Source organism: Bacillus cereus group sp. N31 (assembly GCF_016483245.1).
GTDB classification, from domain to species: domain Bacteria; phylum Bacillota; class Bacilli; order Bacillales; family Bacillaceae_G; genus Bacillus_A; species Bacillus_A toyonensis.
On record NZ_JAEHCH010000026.1, the window covers coordinates 23,705 to 42,826 of the forward strand.

A 19,122-nucleotide genomic window follows, 5' to 3' on the forward strand; every position below is an offset into this window, starting at 1 on the left:
ATTATCATTTTCAAATTGATGAATGGGGAAGGCAAATGGTGCGCCACCAGCGTTATAAACTGGTTCTAGTGGGTTCGATTCCCACCCCGAAATTTTTTAAAGATTGATATAAAAATTTCGAGGGTGGGGTGCTTTTTCGTCATGCTACCCTCGTGTGAGGAGGAGTTAGTGTGTTGAAAAAACGCGACTTACACGACAGCCACGTTCTATACGAGTTAATGGTGGATCCAGCTGTCTTCCCTTTTGTGCGTCAAAAGGCTTATTCTTATGAGGAATATTTATTTTTAACGAAACAAACCATTGAAGCCGAAGAGCGTGGAGAGTTAATTTCACGCACAATTTTAGATGAATGGGGTAACCCTATCGGAACAATTACTTTATTTGATGTGCAAGAAAAAGCTGGATTCCTTGGAACATGGCTTGGAAAACCATACCATGGCAAAGGCTATAATAAATTGGCGAAAGATTCATTTTTTAGCGAACTTTTCTATGAGTTAGATATTGAAACCATCTTTATGCGTATTCGCAAAATAAATATTCGTTCTATTAAAGCTGCCGAAAAACTACAATATGTGAATCTAGCAAATGAAACGAGAAAAGCCGTTTATGATGAAATTAACGTAAATGAAGAAGTATATAATCTATATGAAATTCCAAAAGATCAATATACACTTGCAACAATGCGTGATACAACATTCCAAGACGCCCACCACTTAAAAGAAGCGTAATCTAAATTTTTAGAAATAATAATTAATCATTACCCGTTTGGCATATATGTATATCACCCCATGTCTTTGGAAACGATAGATAGTGACTTTAGGACACGAGGTGATTTGTAATGGATAAAAAGAAACGTGACAAAGCGAAAAATACATTATCTAGTACACAAGAAGTTCTATACCAACGAGAATTTCGAAAAGCAGATCGTGCAGCGGGATATCGCTCAAAAAGTATTTAAAGTGAAAATGAATAATTAGAAGTTTTCCCCCCTAATTATTCATTTTCATTACATAATTTTCCCGACTGACAGAAATAACCTAAAAGAGTTCCCTTATACATAAGGGAACTCTTTTGTTGTGGACAACTTTATCCACAACACCGATATGATTGTGAATATTTTTCTAAAAACTTTGATATTTTTATATATTTTCGCACATATCAACTACTGGAATTGTGGATATTTTTCTAAAAATTGTGGACAATGTGGATATAGTTGTTAATATTCCGACTTTACCGTCTAATGAAAGCGCATCCCTTTGTGGATAAAGTGAAGGCTTTTACGGGAAGCTATCTCCCACCTAACGTCCTCGCATTCGCCCAATTTCAAGATGGGAGTCTTACTTCCCTCAAATAGCCGGATAAAGAAATCTTTACAATAAAAGGAACCCTCTTTAAACATATAAAAGAGGGTTACATATTAAGTAAATGATTCTGCAAGAGCAGGTGATTTCATAGGTATATGATTCGGCTCTGCATGATTTTCTTCCAAAATTGTATCCACGATATGACATGCCGGTTCAGGACGATAAATATTTTTCATTGCTTCTTTCATTTGGAGAAGCTTCATATCATCTTGTAATAACGCCTCTGTTTTTGCAAAAACCTCACTGTCATCACGGATTACAACTGCAGCTCCTTTTTTTTCAAAATACAACGCATTTTCATTTTCTTGTCCTGGGACAGGCTTATATAAAATGACAGGTACTTGTAATGCTGCTGCTTCGCTTAATGTAATACCACCTGGCTTCGTAATCATACAAGAAGTAACACGGAATAACTCATCAATGTTTTCAACATAACCAAATACTTTTAAAGCATCCGAATTTTGTTCCTGTAATCCTAATAAATCCTGTTTTAAAGCTTCATTTTTTCCGCAAACGACAACTACTTGTAAATTAGGTACGGCCATAAATGACTGGCATAGTTCTTTTACACTTCCTAGTACCCCATGAGCACCTGCTACAATTAGTAAAATCTTTTTATTCTTACATAACTGATACTTATTATATATAATGTCTTGATTTATCTTTAGCTCAAAACTATTGCGAATTGGAATTCCAGTTTCAACAATTTGTTCCGCAGGTACACCAATATCAACCATCACCTTTTTCACGTGATCAGTTGCTACAAAATAACGATCTACTTCACGATGAATCCATATTTTATGCACACAAAAATCCGTCAACACATTATAAACAGGAATTGAAATACCTGTTTGCTTTTTCAACTCAGGTACAGCTATGATTGGAAAGGTATTAATAACGATATCCGGTTTCTCCACTTGTAAAAGTGATTTCAAACGTTTCCTTCCAAAATTTGCGTACCAAGATGCTATTTTTTTATCATAAATTTTTTCTACCCCGTAATAAAACAAACGATATAATTCTTTTCCTATTGTATAACTTTTTAAATATAAATATTTTGTAATGTCAGTTATAAATGGATGTGATTCTCCAAACAAGTCGCATACAATTACATTTTCAATTCCTTTTTGGCGAAATGTTTGTTCTAATGTTTTCGCTACTTGCACATGACCATTACCGTAATGTGCAGTTAAAATTAAAACCTTGGGGTTTTTTATCAAACAAATCCACTCCTAGCTTTTTGTTTCTCCATATTGCATATACGACAATAGGAAAAACATTTTCCTTAAACATTACATACTTGGATTCCAATATTCCCCTGTTAGCTATGTACCTGTCGTGGATATGCAAAGCATATAAGATTGACCCCTTAATCCTATCCGTGCTCATATCTTTACATTATACTTTCCTATAAGAGCTTTCGCAATAACTTACAAATGTTCTCTATTCCATGATACTCACTCTTTTACTTCTTAATTCTTTTTACTATTTTGATTTCCCTTTACAATTATGTAAATTTCTCCACTTATTCCTTACAAAAATATGGATATTCTTTTTTCAGTATACTCTTTTCTATATATATACTCTAGGTTTTATTGTAAAGAAAGCAAAAAGTCTAATCCAATATTTGGATTAGACTGCTTTTAAAATATGTCTCGCTTGTTCTACATTTTTTTCCGTAGGTGGTTCTACATTTGCGAGTGGATATTTATGCCCAAGCGCCTCCCATTTATATACACCAAGCTTATGATATGGTAGCACTTCAACTTTCTGAACATTAGACAGACTTTGAATAAAGCTAGATAATTTTTGCAGATCCTCTTCATTATCAGTAACACCTGGAACTAATACATGCCGTACCCAAATCGGTTTATTCTTATCCGATAAATAACGAGCAAATTGTAAAATATGTTCATTTGATTTCCCTGTTAATTTACGATGTTTCTTTGAATCAATATGTTTCAAATCCAATAAAACTAAATCTGTATAATCCATTAATTTATCCAACTTTTGCTGGAATTCTGGCTCTTCAGAATAACAACCTCCAGAAGAATCAATTGTTGTATGAATTCCAACTTCCTTACATTTCTTAAATAATTCAATTAAGAAATCTAACTGTAATAATGGTTCTCCACCACTAACTGTTATACCGCCTCCAGAAGCTTCAATAAATGGAAGGTAACATGTCACATCCTGCATTACTTCTTCAACTGTTATTTCTTTTCCTTTACCGATCTCCCACGTATCAGCATTATGGCAATATTGACAACGTAATAAACACCCTTGTGTAAATATGACATAACGAATCCCTGGGCCATCAACAGTACCACAAGACTCTACAGAATGTATTCTTCCTTTTACCATGTTACTTCCTCCTTTATTGAAACAGCCTCCCTCCACTACATATTAAAAGCGGAGGGACACTTTTTTCACTTACATGCTTTCATGCATTGTACGGTTAATTACATCAATTTGTTGTTCACGAGTTAATTTAATAAAGTTAACAGCGTAACCAGATACACGAATTGTTAATTGTGGATATTTTTCAGGGTGCTCCATTGCATCCATTAATGTTTCACGATTAAATACGTTAATATTTAAGTGATGTCCTTCTTTTATTGCATAACCATCAAGCATAGATACTAAGTTGCGTACTTGTACATCATCTTCTTTACCAAGTGCTTTTGGAATAATAGAGAATGTATTGGAAATACCATCTTGTGCATCTTCATATGGTAATTTAGCTACAGATAATAGTGATGCTAATGCACCTTTTGTATCACGACCATGCATTGGGTTTGCGCCCGGTGCAAATGGTTCTCCAGTACGACGGCCATCTGGAGTATTACCAGTTTTCTTACCATATACGACGTTAGATGTAATTGTTAAGATTGACATTGTATGAACAGAATTTCTGTATGTTTTATGCTTACGAAGTTTATTCATAAATGTTTTCACAAGATTTACTGCGATTTCATCTACACGATCATCGTTGTTACCGTATTTAGGGAAATCACCTTCAATTTCAAAGTCAACTGCAATACCATTTTCATCACGAATTGGTTTTACTTTTCCGTATTTAATTGCACTTAATGAGTCTGCTACTACAGACAATCCTGCGATACCTGTCGCCATTGTACGAAGAACATTTGTATCATGAAGCGCCATTTCAATACGCTCGTAGCTATATTTATCGTGCATATAGTGGATAACGTTTAATGTATTTAAATATAGACCTGCTAACCATTCCATTGTCATATCAAACTTATGCATAACTTCTTCATAATCTAATACTTCAGAAGTAATTGGTGCGTACTCAGGACCAACTTGAGCTTTAGATTTTTCATCTTTACCGCCGTTAATCGCATATAGTAATGCTTTCGCTAAGTTTGCACGTGCGCCGAAGAACTGCATTTGTTTACCAATTCTCATTGCAGATACACAACAAGCAATACCATAGTCATCACCGTAGTCAGCACGCATAATGTCATCATTTTCATATTGAATTGCTGATGTTTTAATAGACATTTTTGCACAGTAGTTTTTAAAGTTCTCTGGTAATTGTTTAGACCAAAGAACTGTTAAGTTTGGTTCTGGAGCTGGTCCTAAATTATCTAATGTATGCAAGAAACGGAATGAGTTCTTTGTTACTAATGGACGACCATCTAAAGCCATACCACCGATAGATTCAGTTACCCAAGTTGGGTCACCAGAGAATAATTCATTATAATCAGGTGTTCTTGCGAATTTCACAAGACGTAATTTCATAATGAAGTGATCCACGATTTCTTGTACTTCTTCTTCTGTTAAAGTACCATTTTCTAAATCTCTTTCAATGTAAATATCTAAGAATGTAGAAGTACGTCCAAGACTCATTGCAGCTCCGTTTTGCTCTTTAATCGCTGCAAGATATGCGAAGTATAACCATTGGAAAGCTTCTTGTGTATTTGTTGCTGGTTTAGAAATATCAAAACCATGAGAAGAAGCCATTTGTTTTAATTCTTGAAGTGCACGCATTTGCTCAGATAACTCTTCGCGTAAACGCATTGTCTCTTCGCTCATTACACCACCAGTTAAATTAAAATCAGCTTTTTTCGCTTCAATTAAATGATCTATACCATATAGCGCTACTCGGCGGTAATCACCGATAATACGTCCACGTCCATATGCATCTGGAAGACCAGTAATAACACCTGATTTACGAGCCGCTTTCATTTCTGGTGTATATGCATCAAATACACCTTGATTATGAGTTTTACGCCAGTCTCTGAAAATCTTACTAAGTTCTTTATCCATTTCGTATCCATAAGATTCACAAGCTTGTTCCGCCATACGAATACCACCATATGGTTGTAATGAACGTTTAAATGGCTTATCAGTTTGGAAACCGACTACTTTTTCAATATCTTTATTTAAATATCCTGGTTCATGTGATGTAATAGAAGAAACAATTTTTGTATCCATATCAAGAACGCCACCGTTTTCACGTTCTTTTGTTGTTAAATCCATTACTTGATCCCAAAGTGTTTTCGTTGCTTCAGTTGCTCCCGCTAAGAAAGATTCGTCCCCTTCGAAAACGTTTACATTATTTAAAATGAAATCGCGGACATCAATCTCTGCTTTCCATTTTTCACCTTTAAAGTTTTCCCATGCGTTTTTTACATTTTCTAATATTTGAGTCATCCTAATCTCCTCCATTTTTGATTAGTACAGGAATAAGATTTTTTATATAACAGCTTACACACTTAGAATACTACTTTTTTGCGAAAGTGAACGAAATAGTTGTGACATGTTTGTGAAATGTTGAGCAAACTACTGTATGCATAGTGTTAACTTCACTCAAAAGTCTTTATAATTAACCCTTTCTTTAATTGTATTTTTTTGGTATCCTTATATACGAGTCCTATTTTGTAATATAAGAACAATACCCATTGTAGAGCTGTAATACTCTTATCTCCTAATCTGTTATAGTTTTTATAACGGAACAAAAAAGTGTACATATGTTGTACACTTTTTTTGTTACCTATAAAACATCTCTTTTTCTATTTCCATCATAGAATCCACCCCGACTGCCCTTTAATGCAATTAATTGCTCTAATCCTTCGATATGATCACCAATAATTCGAAGTACAGCTGGAGGATGTCCTATTTTTGCAAAATGTTCACTGGGACGAATACGGTTCATTTTATCGACCTCAACACGACTGACACATGCAATTTCGAATCCTGAAAGAACAGCTTTCACTTGCGCTACACAAGGTGACAGTAAAGATCTATATCCTATTGCTTTCAAACACGTCTTACTAAATGCATTAGGTACGGCAATAAGAGAGCCTACTCCTAAATCTTTTCTATCACAAGCTAAATTTAACGCATATTTAAATGCAGTTACGAGATGAAGTGGTACTCTTAAATCTAAATAATGATTTAGATCATTTAATGCGACATCTTGCCCATCTGCAATAGCTTTTGCAAAAGGATATAGCTCACTAGCTGGAATAACAAAATCACCGTCTATAAATAACACAATTTCTCCTTTTGCAAAATAAGTTCCAAGCGAACGCCCCACATCGTTTCCGAGTGCTTCTTTATATATAATTGTTGTTGCTCCTTTTTCTTTTGCAATTGTTGCCGTTTTATCTGACGAACCATTTACAACAACGATGATTTCAAAAGGTTCAATTTTACGAAGCTCCTCTATAACGTTTCCAATTGTTTTCTCTTCATCTTGTACAGGAATAATTACCGATAATTGCTTTCCTTTATACAAATTAGATGTAACGCCCCATCCTTGATAAAAATCTTCAAAATTTAAAGTATGATAGACACTCTCTCTTTTCCGATTTCCATCATAATATCCTCCACGCTCATCGCTGCCTATTATCCGCTCCGCTACAGCTTCTATATGGTCACCTATCATTCGTTTTTCAGCTTGTGCAAGATCTGTGCCATATGCTGCATGCTCGAGTGGCCGAAATTTATTCGGCGTAATAACGTCAATTGCACAATGACGACTAATTTTCCATTTACTTTGTGCTAAGCGTAAATGAGCTACAATAGGATTAACAAAACATTCATATCCAATACTTTGAACGACTTCTTTCGTCAACGCATGAGGTACAGATAATAAAGAATCAATTTTTAATTCTTCGCGCTCTAACATTGCATTTAATATTTGGCGCCATACTGTAACGGAATGTGGTTTTTGTTTTTTTAAAAATAATGCATCCAAATTATTTAAAACGATGTCAGCCTGATCATGTAAAATCGGATTAAGAAATAATTGCAATTTTGAAGTTTGAATAGCGAAATCTCCATCTATAAACAGTAATACATCACCTATCGCATGTTTTGCACCAACTGCGCGGCCAACGTCGTTACCAAGTGACTCTTTATTCTGAATTACTCTACATCCTAAACTCTCAGCAACCCCTTCTGTACCATCATTGCAACCATTAGCTACTACAATAATCTCTACTGGATTGAATGGCTTTACCGATTGAATCACGTCTGAAATCGTATCCACTTCATTACATACGGGAATAATAACCGATAATGACTTAGCCATTGTTTTCTTCACGAAACCATTTAATAGTTTCTTTCAATCCTTGTTCCCACGTTATTGTCGCTTGAAATTGAACAAGTTCTCTTAATTTTGTTACGTCTGGTCTTCTATTTGGAATTTCCTCAAAACCATGTGGATATACTTTTTCAAAAGGAACTTGTACAATTTTTGAAGAAGAATTTGTTAGTTTTTTGATTACTTCTGCTACTTCTTTAATATTTTTTTCATTCTCAGAACCTATATTAATAATCTCACCATTTACATTCTCATCCATTGCTCGAATCGTTGCCTCTACTGCATCACTTACGTACGTAAAGCAACGTGTCTGCTTTCCATCGCCATATACGAGAATGTCTTCACCTTGCAAAGCCGCCCGGATAAATCGTGGGATTACCCCTGCATACGGACCATCTTTCGCTCTTGGACCATAAATATTAAAATAACGAACAATCGTTACCGGTAAACCTTCTAATGCGTATCCTAAACATAATGTCTCTTCTAACGTTTTACAAACTGCATAACTCCAGCGTATTTTAGAAGTTGCCCCGTATAATCGATCTCCTTCTTCAGAGAAAGGTGGCTTGCCCTTACCATATACTTCTGAAGTAGACGCAAAGACTACTTTTTTCTTGCCTTTTAATGCTGCTTGTAAAATGTTTCTCGTTCCATCAAAATTTGTTTCAATGAGTTCTATACTTTTTTCCATTGTCGTTTTAACACCTAATATTGCTGCCAAATGGAATACTACATCGTGTTGATTTACTAATTCATCGATTGCCTTTTTGTCTAAAACACTGATTGGAATAACTGGAATCTCTTTCATTAACTCATTATGATACTTATTTTTCCCTTTATAGAAGTTATCCACAATTGTGACTCCATAACCTCTTTTCACCAATTCTTCAGCTAGATGTGATCCAATAAATCCTGCTCCACCTGTAATTAAACATTTCTTACTCATGCACTCACCTTCTTTATAATTCCACGTGTATCGATTACTCGCTTTATTCTTTTAAAAAGCTCCCAATCGATATTAGAGTGATCAGTTAAAATTAATATACAATCTGCTTGTTTAACCTTTTGTTCATCCAAGGAAACAGATTGATACACCCTATCTCCAATTTCCGCAGAAGAAATATATGGATCATGGTATTCTATCTCGTATCCTTCTTTTATTAGTAATTGAATAATTGGCAATGCTGGTGATTCTCTCAAATCATTTACATCTTTCTTATACGCAATCCCTACAATTAAAACCGTTGCGGGTGATTGCACCATGCCTTTTACCTTTCCGACTATTTTCTCTGGCATTTCTTCATTAATTACATGTGCCGCCTCAATTAATTGACTAATAGCCCCATTTTTCTTTATTCTCCATTGAAAATATAAAGGATCTACAGGAATACAATGTCCTCCTATTCCTGGTCCTGGCCAATACGGAGTAAATCCAAACGGTTTTGTAGATGCAGCTTCAAGCGCCTCATAAAAATTAATATTCAAACTTTCACATAACATATTTAACTCATTTACTAACGAAATGTTAACTAAGCGCTGAATATTTTCAAATAGCTTACACATCTCCGCTACTTTTGGAGAACTAACAGGAACAACTACATCGAAGATAGTGCTATACAAATCCTGTACCTTTTGTTTACATTGTTCTGTTTGTCCACTAATAACCTTTGGAATCGATTGAACTGAATATTGACTATTTGCCGGATCAATTCTCTCCGGTGAATAACCAATATAATAATCCACTCCTACCTTTTTACCAGTTCGAGAAATAATAGGAATGATAACTTCCTCAAGTGTACCTGGATATGTGGAGCTTTCAAAAATGAAGGTTTGTCCTTTTTGAAGGTTTTGTTGTATATAATGCGAAGCTGAAATGAGAGCACTTAAATCCGGTTCTCTTTGCTCATTAATTGGAGTCGGGACAGTAACAATAACATAATCACTCTTTTGGAACTCAGTAACACCTTTATCTGGTGTATTTACTAGTAAGCTTTTTTTAGTTAATAAACTTTGTAACTCTTTAGAAGAAACATCTGGAATATAACTTTCTCCTTTTATAATCGATTCTATTTTCCTAGTATCTTTATCTAGTCCAAGTACTGTATATCCTCTTTCTGCGAAATGGACCGCTAAAGGAAGACCAACATACCCTAATCCAATAATAGCTACTTTACTACTAGCATTCATCTGTATTCTTTTCTTCCTTTCTCAATTGTTGAATAATATCTCTATCCCGTTCTCCATCTGTAAAACTCCCGCGTTCGTCTGTATATTGTAATAGATAAGCAATCGCCTCAAGTTGATCACCGAAAATACGGTCAAATGCTGGAATACGTCCATTAACAAATCCATGTTGCTCTGGGCGTACTCGATTTGTTTTTATAACATCTACAAATTGTACTGCTGTAATAGAGAATCCCTCCAAAATAGCTTTCATTTGAGCTAATGGCGGGATAATGAGAGAGTCATATCCAATTTTATCTATTACCTTCTTATGCATAGCATGTGGCACTGCCGTTAGTGAGTTATTCCATAAATCTGGTCGTTTCGCTACTAAATTTACAAAGTATTTTCCCATACTAATTGGATCCGCGGGATGAAACATATCTAATAAACATTGCAAATCATTTAATGCCATATCACTCCCATCTTCAATAGCATGCAAAAAGGGAGTTAGTTTTTTTGCCGGAATAGCAAAATCACCATCAACAAATAAACAAATATCAGCTGTAGCATGCATGGCTCCTATCGCTCGCGCTACATTATGTCCAAGCGCCTCCCCGAATTCAACAACAATAACATTCTCTAGCTGTGCCTGTTTAATAGTCTCGATATCCGCTCCATTCGCAACAACAATAATTTCATCTACTCCAGCTTTTTTCACTTCTTGTATAACAGATTTTATAGTCATCTTTTCTTCTGACACTGGTATAATCGCACTATATTTCGCTTTTTCCTTCTTTAATACAGCTGGTTTATATTTCCCTATAAACTCTCTATCTCTGTTTCCCTCCGAAAAACCACCGCGTTTACCATATATTTCAATTACATATTGCAAAGCACGTAAATGATCACCCATAATACGACTAGTCGCTTTCGGATAAGGAGAACCAGGTGATGTTCCCGTATGCACAGGACGAACCTTATTTGTATGAATTACATCGACCGAAGCCATATCGACAATATCTACTCCTCTAGACATCGCCATCGCTTGAAATAATGCTGGATCTGCTAAATTCCACCACCCAAGTTTCTCAATAACTTCCCTACTCATCGCATGTGGAATTGCGATTAAAGATCCAACAACAAGCTCCTTTTTATTCAAATAGCGATTCAACATGAATTTTCCAACTGTCGTATAATGTGGTCTCATCTTTAAATAAACCGACCATGTTAAATTATTCACAACAATTTGGTGCCCCTGCCGAATCCCTTTCACGAAACTTTGTAACTCTTTACTCTCAATAACGATGTCACCATCTAAAAACAAGACAATTTCACCTTTTGCTTCTCTTGCTCCAATTGCCCGTCCCACATCATTGCCAAGAGAATGTTTATAATAAATCACATGACAATGATGTTGTATTGCTATTTCTTTCGTCCCATCTGTCGATCCATTATCTACTACGATAATTTCATACGGCTTCAGCTTCTCCACTTCTACTAAAACTTGAGATAACGTACTTGCTTCATTATGCGCCGGAATAACAACTGATACTCTCATACTTGTATCACGCTTACCCTTCCAAGCGAACATAGGCAATAATAGGAGTACGCACAATTACATCTTCCGGTGGTCCATAGGAAGGAGAAGTACGAACACTTACTGCCCCGTCTGTCACAGATAAAAGAATGCCTGCAACAATTTCTACAGCTGTCACAACTTGCACTAACTCACCAACATGGTTACGCAGTTCATCAGTAAATAACATATATAACTCTCCTTTCTTACACTTCTTTAATTGATATAATACTTGTAAATGGTAATAAAACTTCAGTTCCTATTCCTTCTTGTAGTGTTAAGAAATCGTCGCCAACTGCTACAATAACACCTGTTAACTGCCCAACCGTCACAGTAATTTCGACGTTTTTACCTAAATATTGCTTTGCAATTTCTTTAAACGGTGATGTATTACATTCTTTTAAAATGTTACAAATAATCGATTGAAATTGACTTGATTTAATAAATTCTTCTGTAGCTTGCTTAGAATTTCTTTGAATAAATCTCGCAAAGTTTTGCGAAAATAAAAGTCGTTCCACAGCAGGCAGTAACTTGTCATCTAAAAAATAACCTAATTGTCTATTAAACAGTCGGGATAATTTATGCCAATATTTTCTGAACAGACACATACACTTCTCCTCCTATTTATTTTTAAAATATAAAAAATACATTCATACATCTTAATGTATACAAAGCAGGCTTTTTATGTGATAGGTAAGACATACATTTTTCAAAGAAACAAGAATTTTTAACTAAATAAAAAAGATAGACGGTATCTCATCTATCTTTATAAGTATTTTAATTTTTAATTGTAACAATGGCAGCTGTACTGTAATAAACCGCTCGTGGTAATTCTGCCTGTTCACTGATAGAAGCTGTAACAAGAGAACCACCGCTTGCCGAAAAATACTTAACAGCTTCTAACGGAATACCATCTTCTTTCACATCAATATGCGTGCCATCTCGCCAGTCTATTTTCTGCATTGTTGCTGAAAGGTCCCCAGTCACTTTACCAAATTCTTTACCATCCACCCCTAAAAAGATCCATTCCCATTTTGTTAAACTTAGTACTTGTTTCAACTCCCCAATTTTCTTTCCATCCATATTCGAAAAAATATAGAAGTTGCGTACTCCCATATTCTTTTGAACACGCAACAATCTTTCTCTTGAGTGATTATATAAATAAAATTGTTGCTTATGTAGTCCCTTAAAAAGAAAAGAGAGTACAGCTTGCCATACACTTTGAATAACAAAATCATACTCTTCTTTTAAAAACCCTACTGTATTTCCTTCTAATCCAAAGTACGTTATTACTTGAAATATCCCTACCTCTTTCCGAACAACAAATTTTTGTTGCTCAAGTAATTCAGAAATCTCTATATTATAATTTTCCTGTTTAAGTATTTTTGATCTTCGTTTTTCTATAAAGCTATATATTAATATTCCAAATACTGGTAGTGCAATACCTATTAATTGCAGATTGTCTTTCTCTGAAGTGAATAGCATTCCTTTTTTATATTCCATCACTAATCCAATTGCAACGATAATCCATACAATGACAGATACAAAAAAAATACGTTTCGCATTACGTGCGTGATGCTTATGTATACTCATATCCCGTCCCCTTTTCCATTTATCCCGCTATTTGCCGGGCAGTAAGACCCACACTTCAAAATTCGGCGAAAGCAAAGAAGTTAGGTGGGTGATCGACTGCCCGTAAAAGCCCGATTGGTGAAGGCTAATAATCAGTGGGGGATGAAGAAAACCCCCACTGATTAAAGTTTCACTTTATTTCATTATCCCATTGCACATACACTTCCTCAATAAAAAAAGACTATCCAAAAAAGACAGTCTTTTACACTTCAATATTTCGTAACATCGTATAAATATCGTTATTCACTTTACCAAATGATTTAATGTTATTTTGAATGTTAGATAATAAAACAACATATACACTACCATTTTTACTAAAACCATTTAAACAATTCCAACCTGGCATTACACCATGATTTGAATAGCTTCCTGGATCTACATACCAGCCAAATCCGTAATCTTTTTTCACAGCAGTAAACATTTGATTATAACTCTCTTTTGAAATTAATTTTCCAGAGAAGAGTGCTTCATTAAATAAATATAAATCATGTGCGCTCGTATATATATCACCACAACCATATAGTTGTGACATGCTCGGAATATTAGGTGTTGTCATATTGTTATTTACTATTTTATAACCCGTTGATGGGAATCTTGTTTGTTCCAACGCTGTACCAAAACCAGAATGTTTCATACCCGCGGTCGCAAAAATATGCTGTTTTATATATTCTTCGAGCGACTGTCCACTTACCTTCTCAGCAATGTAAGCAAGTATAGAATAGTTTGAATCAGAATACTTCCATTTCTCTCCCGGACTCCCAATACGCTTTTGCTTTCCTATTCGTTTGATCAATTCTTCATGAGAAATATCCTCTGTCCCCTGCTCATACTCTGGAATTCCTGATGTATGTGTTAATAGATGTTTTAACTGTATGCTATTACCTTGAGGAAAGTCTGGAATATACTTTGTAACTGTATCCTCTACTTGTAACTTATTTTGATCTTTTAATTGCATAATAGCAGTCGCTACAAACGCTTTTGAAATAGAACCAATATAAAAGGTCGTCTCTGAATTATTCGGCACTTGATTCTCTTTATTAGCCATGCCGTATCCTTTATTCACAAGAACTTTCCCATTCTTCACAATAACAGCTGTTCCACTAAATCCCATGCTCTGTAAATATTGATCCAATTGAGCATTTTCATTAATTTCTTGAGGTGGTCCCTCAGCAGGCTTCTCCACAGCTTGCGCTTGCTTCACTTGTTCTTCCTGCTCTTTTTGTTTTTGTGCTTCTTGCTTCTTTTTTTCTTCTTCTTTCTTTTTTAGCTCTTCTTGTTTTTTCATTTCTGCTGCCGCTTTTAAAGTTTCCTCTTTCTTATTATGCGCAACAATTTTTGTATACATGAAATATACAAGTGATAATAGTAAGACGAGAATGATTGTTCTTTTTATGTATACAATCGGCCGACGTGCTTTCCCATTCGCATTATTTTTTTCCTGATCCATGATTGCCTTTTTCCCCTTATTTACCGATAATTTACTTTTAATTTTCACCTATATTTTGGATAATCTATTCTATAACATCACTACTTTATCACGCACTGTACATATAACCAACCTATATGTACAAAAAAGAAAAAGAAAATTTACAAAAGTAAGATTCCCGTTAAATTTTTAACATAAAAAAAGAGGATATCCTCTAAAAACTGATATTATCAGTTTTTTTGGATATCCTCTTATTTAATTATTTATACGTGTTTTTTCATATCATCGGCAACAGATTCAACATTTGTACCTACGATAACTTGTACACTTGTGTTACTTAATTTCATAACACCTTTCGCACCCGCACGTTTTAATGCAGCTTCGTTTACTTGACTAGCATCTTTCACTTGTAAGCGTAGACGTGTTGCACAGTTATCAATAACTGTTAAGTTGTCTTTTCCACCTAAAGCTGCTACGTAAGTTTCACCAATTGAACCTGCAACTGGTGCATCACCCTCTTCAACTAACTCATCGTCATCTTCACGACCAGGAGTTTTCAAGTCAAACTTCTTAATTAAGAAGTAGAATACTACAAAGTAAATTACTGCGTAAATTAAACCGATTCCCGCTAGCAATACTGGTTTTGTTGCAATACCAAAGTTTAAGAAGTAATCAATTGCACCGGCACTAAATGTGAAACCATCGTGAATGCCAAGTGATGTTGTTACGAATAAAGAAATACCTGTTAACACGGCATGAATACCATATAATACTGGTGATAGGAACATGAATGAGAATTCAATCGGTTCTGTAATACCAGTTAAGAATGAAGTCAATGCTAGGCCACCTAACATACCTGTAACCATTTTACGTTTTTCTGGTTTAGCAGCTGCAATCATTGCGAAACATGCTGCTGGTAAACCGAACATCATAACTGGGAAGAAACCAGTCATAAACATACCTGCTGTTTTATCCCCTGCAAGGAAGCGAGCAATATCACCATTTACAACGTTACCTGCTGCATTTGTAAAGTCACCAAATACGAACCAGAAGTATGTGTTCATTACATGGTGTAAGCCAATTGGAATTAATAGACGGTTTAATAAACCAAATAGACCTGAACCAACTGCACCTAAATTAACAATTCCATGAGCCAATGCATCGATGCCATTTTGAATTGCTGGCCAAATTTGTGCGAATAGAATTCCTAATATTAGCATCACAACCGATGTAACAATCGGAACGAAACGTTTTCCAGCAAAGAAACCTAACCATTCTGGAAGTTTAATCTTATGGAATTTATTATAAAGGAATCCTGCTATAACGCCGACAATAATACCACCTAAAACTTTCATATCCACTTTAGTCGATAATTCGGCGGCCTTAGATACTTGTGTCATTGTATCTGCCAGCTTAGATGGATCTATATTTGCGCTATTACCTATTAAATCTTGAACTTTACCTAATTTATCTTGTAATTCTACAGTAGAATATCCCTTACTAAGTGCATCAATACTGTTTTTCATAACCAGATAACCAATTGCACCTGCAAGACCTGCTGCACCACTACCATCAACTGAAAGACCGATTGCAATACCAATTGCAAAAATAAGTGCTAAATTATCAAAAACCGCTGCGCCGGCCTGTGCCATAACAGGAATATCAAATACATCTGGTTGCCCTAAACGAAGCAATAATCCTGCTGCTGGTAGTACGGCAATTGGAAGCATTAGCGCTTTACCAATACGTTGTAAAAACTGCAACATTTTAATTCCCCCTATCAAATTTATGAAATCGTTATCATTATAAGTACGCTTTAGAAAACGCTTTCTATTTACATAACCATAATAACATATAGTTGTATAGATGTGTAGTTTTTATTTCCGAACTTTTTATGGATAAGTTTTCTATTTCCAAACTGTTATATAAAAGGGAAATTCTCCTTTTTTATTACAGAATAATCTAAACTAAAGACCCACTATAGAACATGTAACTTTCGTTTTATCATTCCACTTTTTCATGTTATTATTTATTTCCGAGCATATCGGGAAAAGTAAACTTAGTTAATTCGAAATAGGAGCGGTGGTACTATGCAGTGCATTGAAACAAACAACTTACAACAGTTGTTAGAACAAGTAAAACCATATACGAAAAAAGGAAAACTTGCTACTTATATCCCCGAACTAGGAAATGCAAATCCAGACGATTTAGGGATTGCCATTTTCCATAAAGAAACAGAATATATCCATGCTGGTAACTCACAGACATTATTTACTCTTCAAAGTATTTCCAAAGTAATTACACTTGCACTTGCACTTTTAGATCGCGGTGAAGAATATGTATTTTCTAAAGTTGGAATGGAACCAACTGGTGACCCATTCAATTCTATTATTAAGTTAGAAACGACAAGCCCATCTAAACCTCTTAATCCAATGATTAATGCGGGAGCATTAGCTATCACAAGCATGTTAGCAGGACAAGATAACGAAGAAAAAATGGAGCGTATCCTTCATTTTGTACGGGAAATAACAGATAATCCTACTATTAATTATTCTTCTAAAGTTGCCAATTCAGAATTAGAGACGGCTTACTTAAATCGTTCACTTTGTTACTATATGAAACAAAATGGAATTATCGATTGTGACATTGAGGAACTTATGGATTTATACACTCGTCAATGTGCAGTTGAAGTAAACTGTATTGATTTAGCACGTATTGGCTTAATTTTTGCAATGGACGGATATGATCCATATAAGAAAAAACAAATTATCCCTAAACATATTACGAAAATCTGTAAAACATTTATGGTTACATGCGGTATGTATAACGAATCTGGTGAATTTGCAATTCGCGTTGGTATCCCTGCAAAAAGCGGTGTAGCTGGTGGGATTTTCGGTTGCGTAAAAGGCGAGATGGGTATCGGGATTTTCGGGCCAGCTTTAGATGCAAACGGAAATAGTATCGCTGGTTTTAAAATTCTTGAACTTCTTTCTGCTCAAGAAGGTTGGAGCATTTTTTAATTGGGCGGTATCCTGCTAATATAGCAGGATTTTTTTACGAAAAATTCATTGTTACTGGTCATCAATATCCTTACAAAAACAGTACTGAAAGTTTCTCTTTATTATGCATATTTGCTCCCCCCTCCTGAATAGTATAGTACAACCTAGCGCTATATGTGGAGGTGTAAAAGATGAAACTAATATTTCAAATGGCGAAACAACCTGTTCTTGAAAAAACAATTGTTCTTTTTATATTGAGTATTGTAGAAAGCTTAAAGCTAAAAGTTGTTTCACTCGACGAAGCTCACCGATACATATTCAATTTAGAAGTACTTGAACTATTAATGGATCGAAACATCGATGATCAAGTACTAGAGCTTATTCATTTCGGAATGGGACTCGAAGATATTCATCATGTACTCCCTGAAGAACTTGAGCATAGTATTGAGGAACTAAAATGGCTTTGTATTCAAGTTTTAAGTGAATATAGTATGCACGAGGAATCGGAACAATTAATTGAAGATATACGCTAAAAAGCACCTTTGTAGGTGCTTTTTATGTTTATTAAGAAGTAAATATCCGATGTCGATATATGCAATTTATTCAAGTATTTCCGAGGAAATGCTCGAACATTGCCTTTCTATTTTTACAACAACTGATCTATCCCAATAAGAATCAATAACACTCCAGCAATTACCGTCGCCCATTTCCCTAAGTATTCTGCTAAAAATCGTTTTCCTATATATGAAAAGCCACTAATACAAATGAAACTAAACACCCCAGAAATACATGCCGTAAGCCACAGATTCAAATTTGTTACTCCAGCATCAAACCCACCTGCAATATTATTAATAGATAATGCCACCCCTAAAACAAGAGCCTCAGAAAAACTAATTGTTTTCGATCCATCAAAATCTGCTTTTTCTGGATCACGTAAAATCCCCAAAAGTACACTACCATCTTTAGATTCTATGGTGTCCTTTTTACTCAAGAAAGGCTGACATAAAATAAACACTCCGATTATCCCTAAAACAATTGCTCCAATCAGGTTTGCTGTAAACTCTGAAATAAATAATGTGATCCAATTCCCCAAAAAACCAGCTAATAAAGTAAATAAAAAACCAAAAAATGCGATGATAAAATTGTTAAACCACGAAATACGAATTTTACGAATGCCATATGCAATCCCAACACCTGCATTATCTAAATTAGAAGCAATTCCGATTAAAAGAATTGAAAATATACCTGCCGTACTCATAAACAGTCACCCCTTTTTCTCACTTCTCAATGCATATTATGAAAATGTTGAGCAACTGTGCCTGTCTGTTTCATATACTTGTAATAAATGCTCAACATTTTTTCAACAATAAAAAGGGGTG

The 19,122-nt window shown here is 35.0% G+C and carries 17 protein-coding genes and 2 pseudogenes; 4 read left to right on the forward strand and 15 right to left on the reverse strand.

The window, feature by feature from the left end:
• The first annotated feature begins 170 nt into the window (after positions 1-170).
• Together JDS81_RS24460 and JDS81_RS24465 are read left to right on the forward strand one after the other, a co-directional pair.
• Positions 171-728, forward strand: coding sequence for a GNAT family N-acetyltransferase (locus JDS81_RS24460; protein ID WP_000914740.1), 558 nt, complete (start codon positions 171-173; stop codon positions 726-728).
• Positions 729-838: 110 nt separating this feature from the next.
• On the forward strand, positions 839-958 hold the full coding sequence (locus JDS81_RS24465) for a YfhE family protein (protein WP_000358484.1): 120 nt from the start codon (positions 839-841) through the stop codon (positions 956-958).
• A 459-nt stretch (positions 959-1,417) separates the two neighbouring features.
• On the opposite strand, the gene JDS81_RS24470 is transcribed toward JDS81_RS24465, so the two are convergent.
• The 14 genes and pseudogenes from JDS81_RS24470 to JDS81_RS30965 all read right to left on the reverse strand — a co-directional run bounded on the left by JDS81_RS24470 (position 1,418) and on the right by JDS81_RS30965 (position 16,765).
• A complete protein-coding gene (locus JDS81_RS24470) occupies positions 1,418-2,584 on the reverse strand; it encodes a diglucosyl diacylglycerol synthase (protein ID WP_000594698.1) in 1,167 nt (388 codons plus the stop codon).
• A gap of 412 nt (positions 2,585-2,996) precedes the next feature.
• Entirely contained in the window at positions 2,997-3,728 is a 732-nt protein-coding gene (gene pflA, locus JDS81_RS24475; protein WP_000238486.1) for a pyruvate formate-lyase-activating protein, read from the reverse strand.
• A 69-nt stretch (positions 3,729-3,797) separates the two neighbouring features.
• Entirely contained in the window at positions 3,798-6,047 is a 2,250-nt protein-coding gene (pflB, locus tag JDS81_RS24480; protein ID WP_000192129.1) for a formate C-acetyltransferase, read from the reverse strand.
• A 152-nt stretch (positions 6,048-6,199) separates the two neighbouring features.
• Positions 6,200-6,419, reverse strand: a pseudogene (locus JDS81_RS30570) (hypothetical protein).
• Entirely contained in the window at positions 6,388-7,932 is a 1,545-nt protein-coding gene (locus tag JDS81_RS24485; RefSeq protein WP_016107475.1) for a glycosyltransferase family 2 protein, read from the reverse strand. Before JDS81_RS24485 ends, JDS81_RS30570 begins: the two are co-directional and overlap by 32 nt.
• Positions 7,925-8,890, reverse strand: coding sequence for an NAD-dependent epimerase/dehydratase family protein (locus JDS81_RS24490; protein ID WP_000037046.1), 966 nt, complete (start codon positions 8,888-8,890; stop codon positions 7,925-7,927). The genes JDS81_RS24485 and JDS81_RS24490 overlap by 8 nt, the downstream gene beginning before the upstream one ends.
• The gene (locus JDS81_RS24495; protein ID WP_097954441.1) at positions 8,887-10,131 is read right to left on the reverse strand and encodes a nucleotide sugar dehydrogenase; all 1,245 of its coding nucleotides are present in this window, start codon (positions 10,129-10,131) and stop codon (positions 8,887-8,889) included. Before JDS81_RS24495 ends, JDS81_RS24490 begins: the two co-directional genes overlap by 4 nt.
• Positions 10,121-11,668: a glycosyltransferase family 2 protein gene (locus tag JDS81_RS24500; protein WP_097954449.1), complete on the reverse strand. Its 1,548-nt coding sequence runs from the start codon at positions 11,666-11,668 to the stop codon at positions 10,121-10,123. The genes JDS81_RS24495 and JDS81_RS24500 overlap by 11 nt, the downstream gene beginning before the upstream one ends.
• Positions 11,669-11,681: 13 nt before the next feature.
• Positions 11,682-11,876, reverse strand: coding sequence for a hypothetical protein (locus JDS81_RS24505; protein WP_000899471.1), 195 nt, complete (start codon positions 11,874-11,876; stop codon positions 11,682-11,684).
• 16 nt (positions 11,877-11,892) lie between these two features.
• Entirely contained in the window at positions 11,893-12,294 is a 402-nt protein-coding gene (locus JDS81_RS24510; protein ID WP_000335538.1) for an LSm family protein, read from the reverse strand.
• Between the two features lie 169 nt (positions 12,295-12,463).
• Positions 12,464-13,279 carry a sugar ABC transporter ATP-binding protein gene (locus tag JDS81_RS24515; protein ID WP_097954440.1) on the reverse strand — a complete coding sequence of 272 codons (816 nt, stop codon included), beginning with the start codon at positions 13,277-13,279 and terminating at the stop codon, positions 12,464-12,466.
• A gap of 241 nt (positions 13,280-13,520) precedes the next feature.
• On the reverse strand, positions 13,521-14,765 hold the full coding sequence (locus tag JDS81_RS24520; protein WP_097954439.1) for a serine hydrolase domain-containing protein: 1,245 nt from the start codon (positions 14,763-14,765) through the stop codon (positions 13,521-13,523).
• 242 nt (positions 14,766-15,007) lie between these two features.
• Entirely contained in the window at positions 15,008-16,510 is a 1,503-nt protein-coding gene (gene nagE / locus JDS81_RS24525; RefSeq protein WP_000938904.1) for an N-acetylglucosamine-specific PTS transporter subunit IIBC, read from the reverse strand.
• A gap of 141 nt (positions 16,511-16,651) precedes the next feature.
• Positions 16,652-16,765: pseudogene (locus tag JDS81_RS30965) on the reverse strand (transcriptional regulator).
• 69 nt (positions 16,766-16,834) lie between these two features.
• Between JDS81_RS30965 and glsA the strand changes: the two are divergent.
• Both glsA and JDS81_RS24535 read left to right on the forward strand, forming a co-directional pair.
• Positions 16,835-17,764: a glutaminase A gene (gene glsA, locus JDS81_RS24530; protein ID WP_001149858.1), complete on the forward strand. Its 930-nt coding sequence runs from the start codon at positions 16,835-16,837 to the stop codon at positions 17,762-17,764.
• 170 nt (positions 17,765-17,934) lie between these two features.
• Positions 17,935-18,276, forward strand: coding sequence for a DUF3969 family protein (locus JDS81_RS24535; RefSeq protein WP_000766598.1), 342 nt, complete (start codon positions 17,935-17,937; stop codon positions 18,274-18,276).
• 113 nt (positions 18,277-18,389) lie between these two features.
• Here the strand turns inward: JDS81_RS24535 and ytaF are convergent, their stop codons facing one another.
• Positions 18,390-19,001, reverse strand: coding sequence for a sporulation membrane protein YtaF (gene ytaF / locus JDS81_RS24540; protein WP_097954438.1), 612 nt, complete (start codon positions 18,999-19,001; stop codon positions 18,390-18,392).
• Positions 19,002-19,122 lie beyond the last annotated feature (121 nt).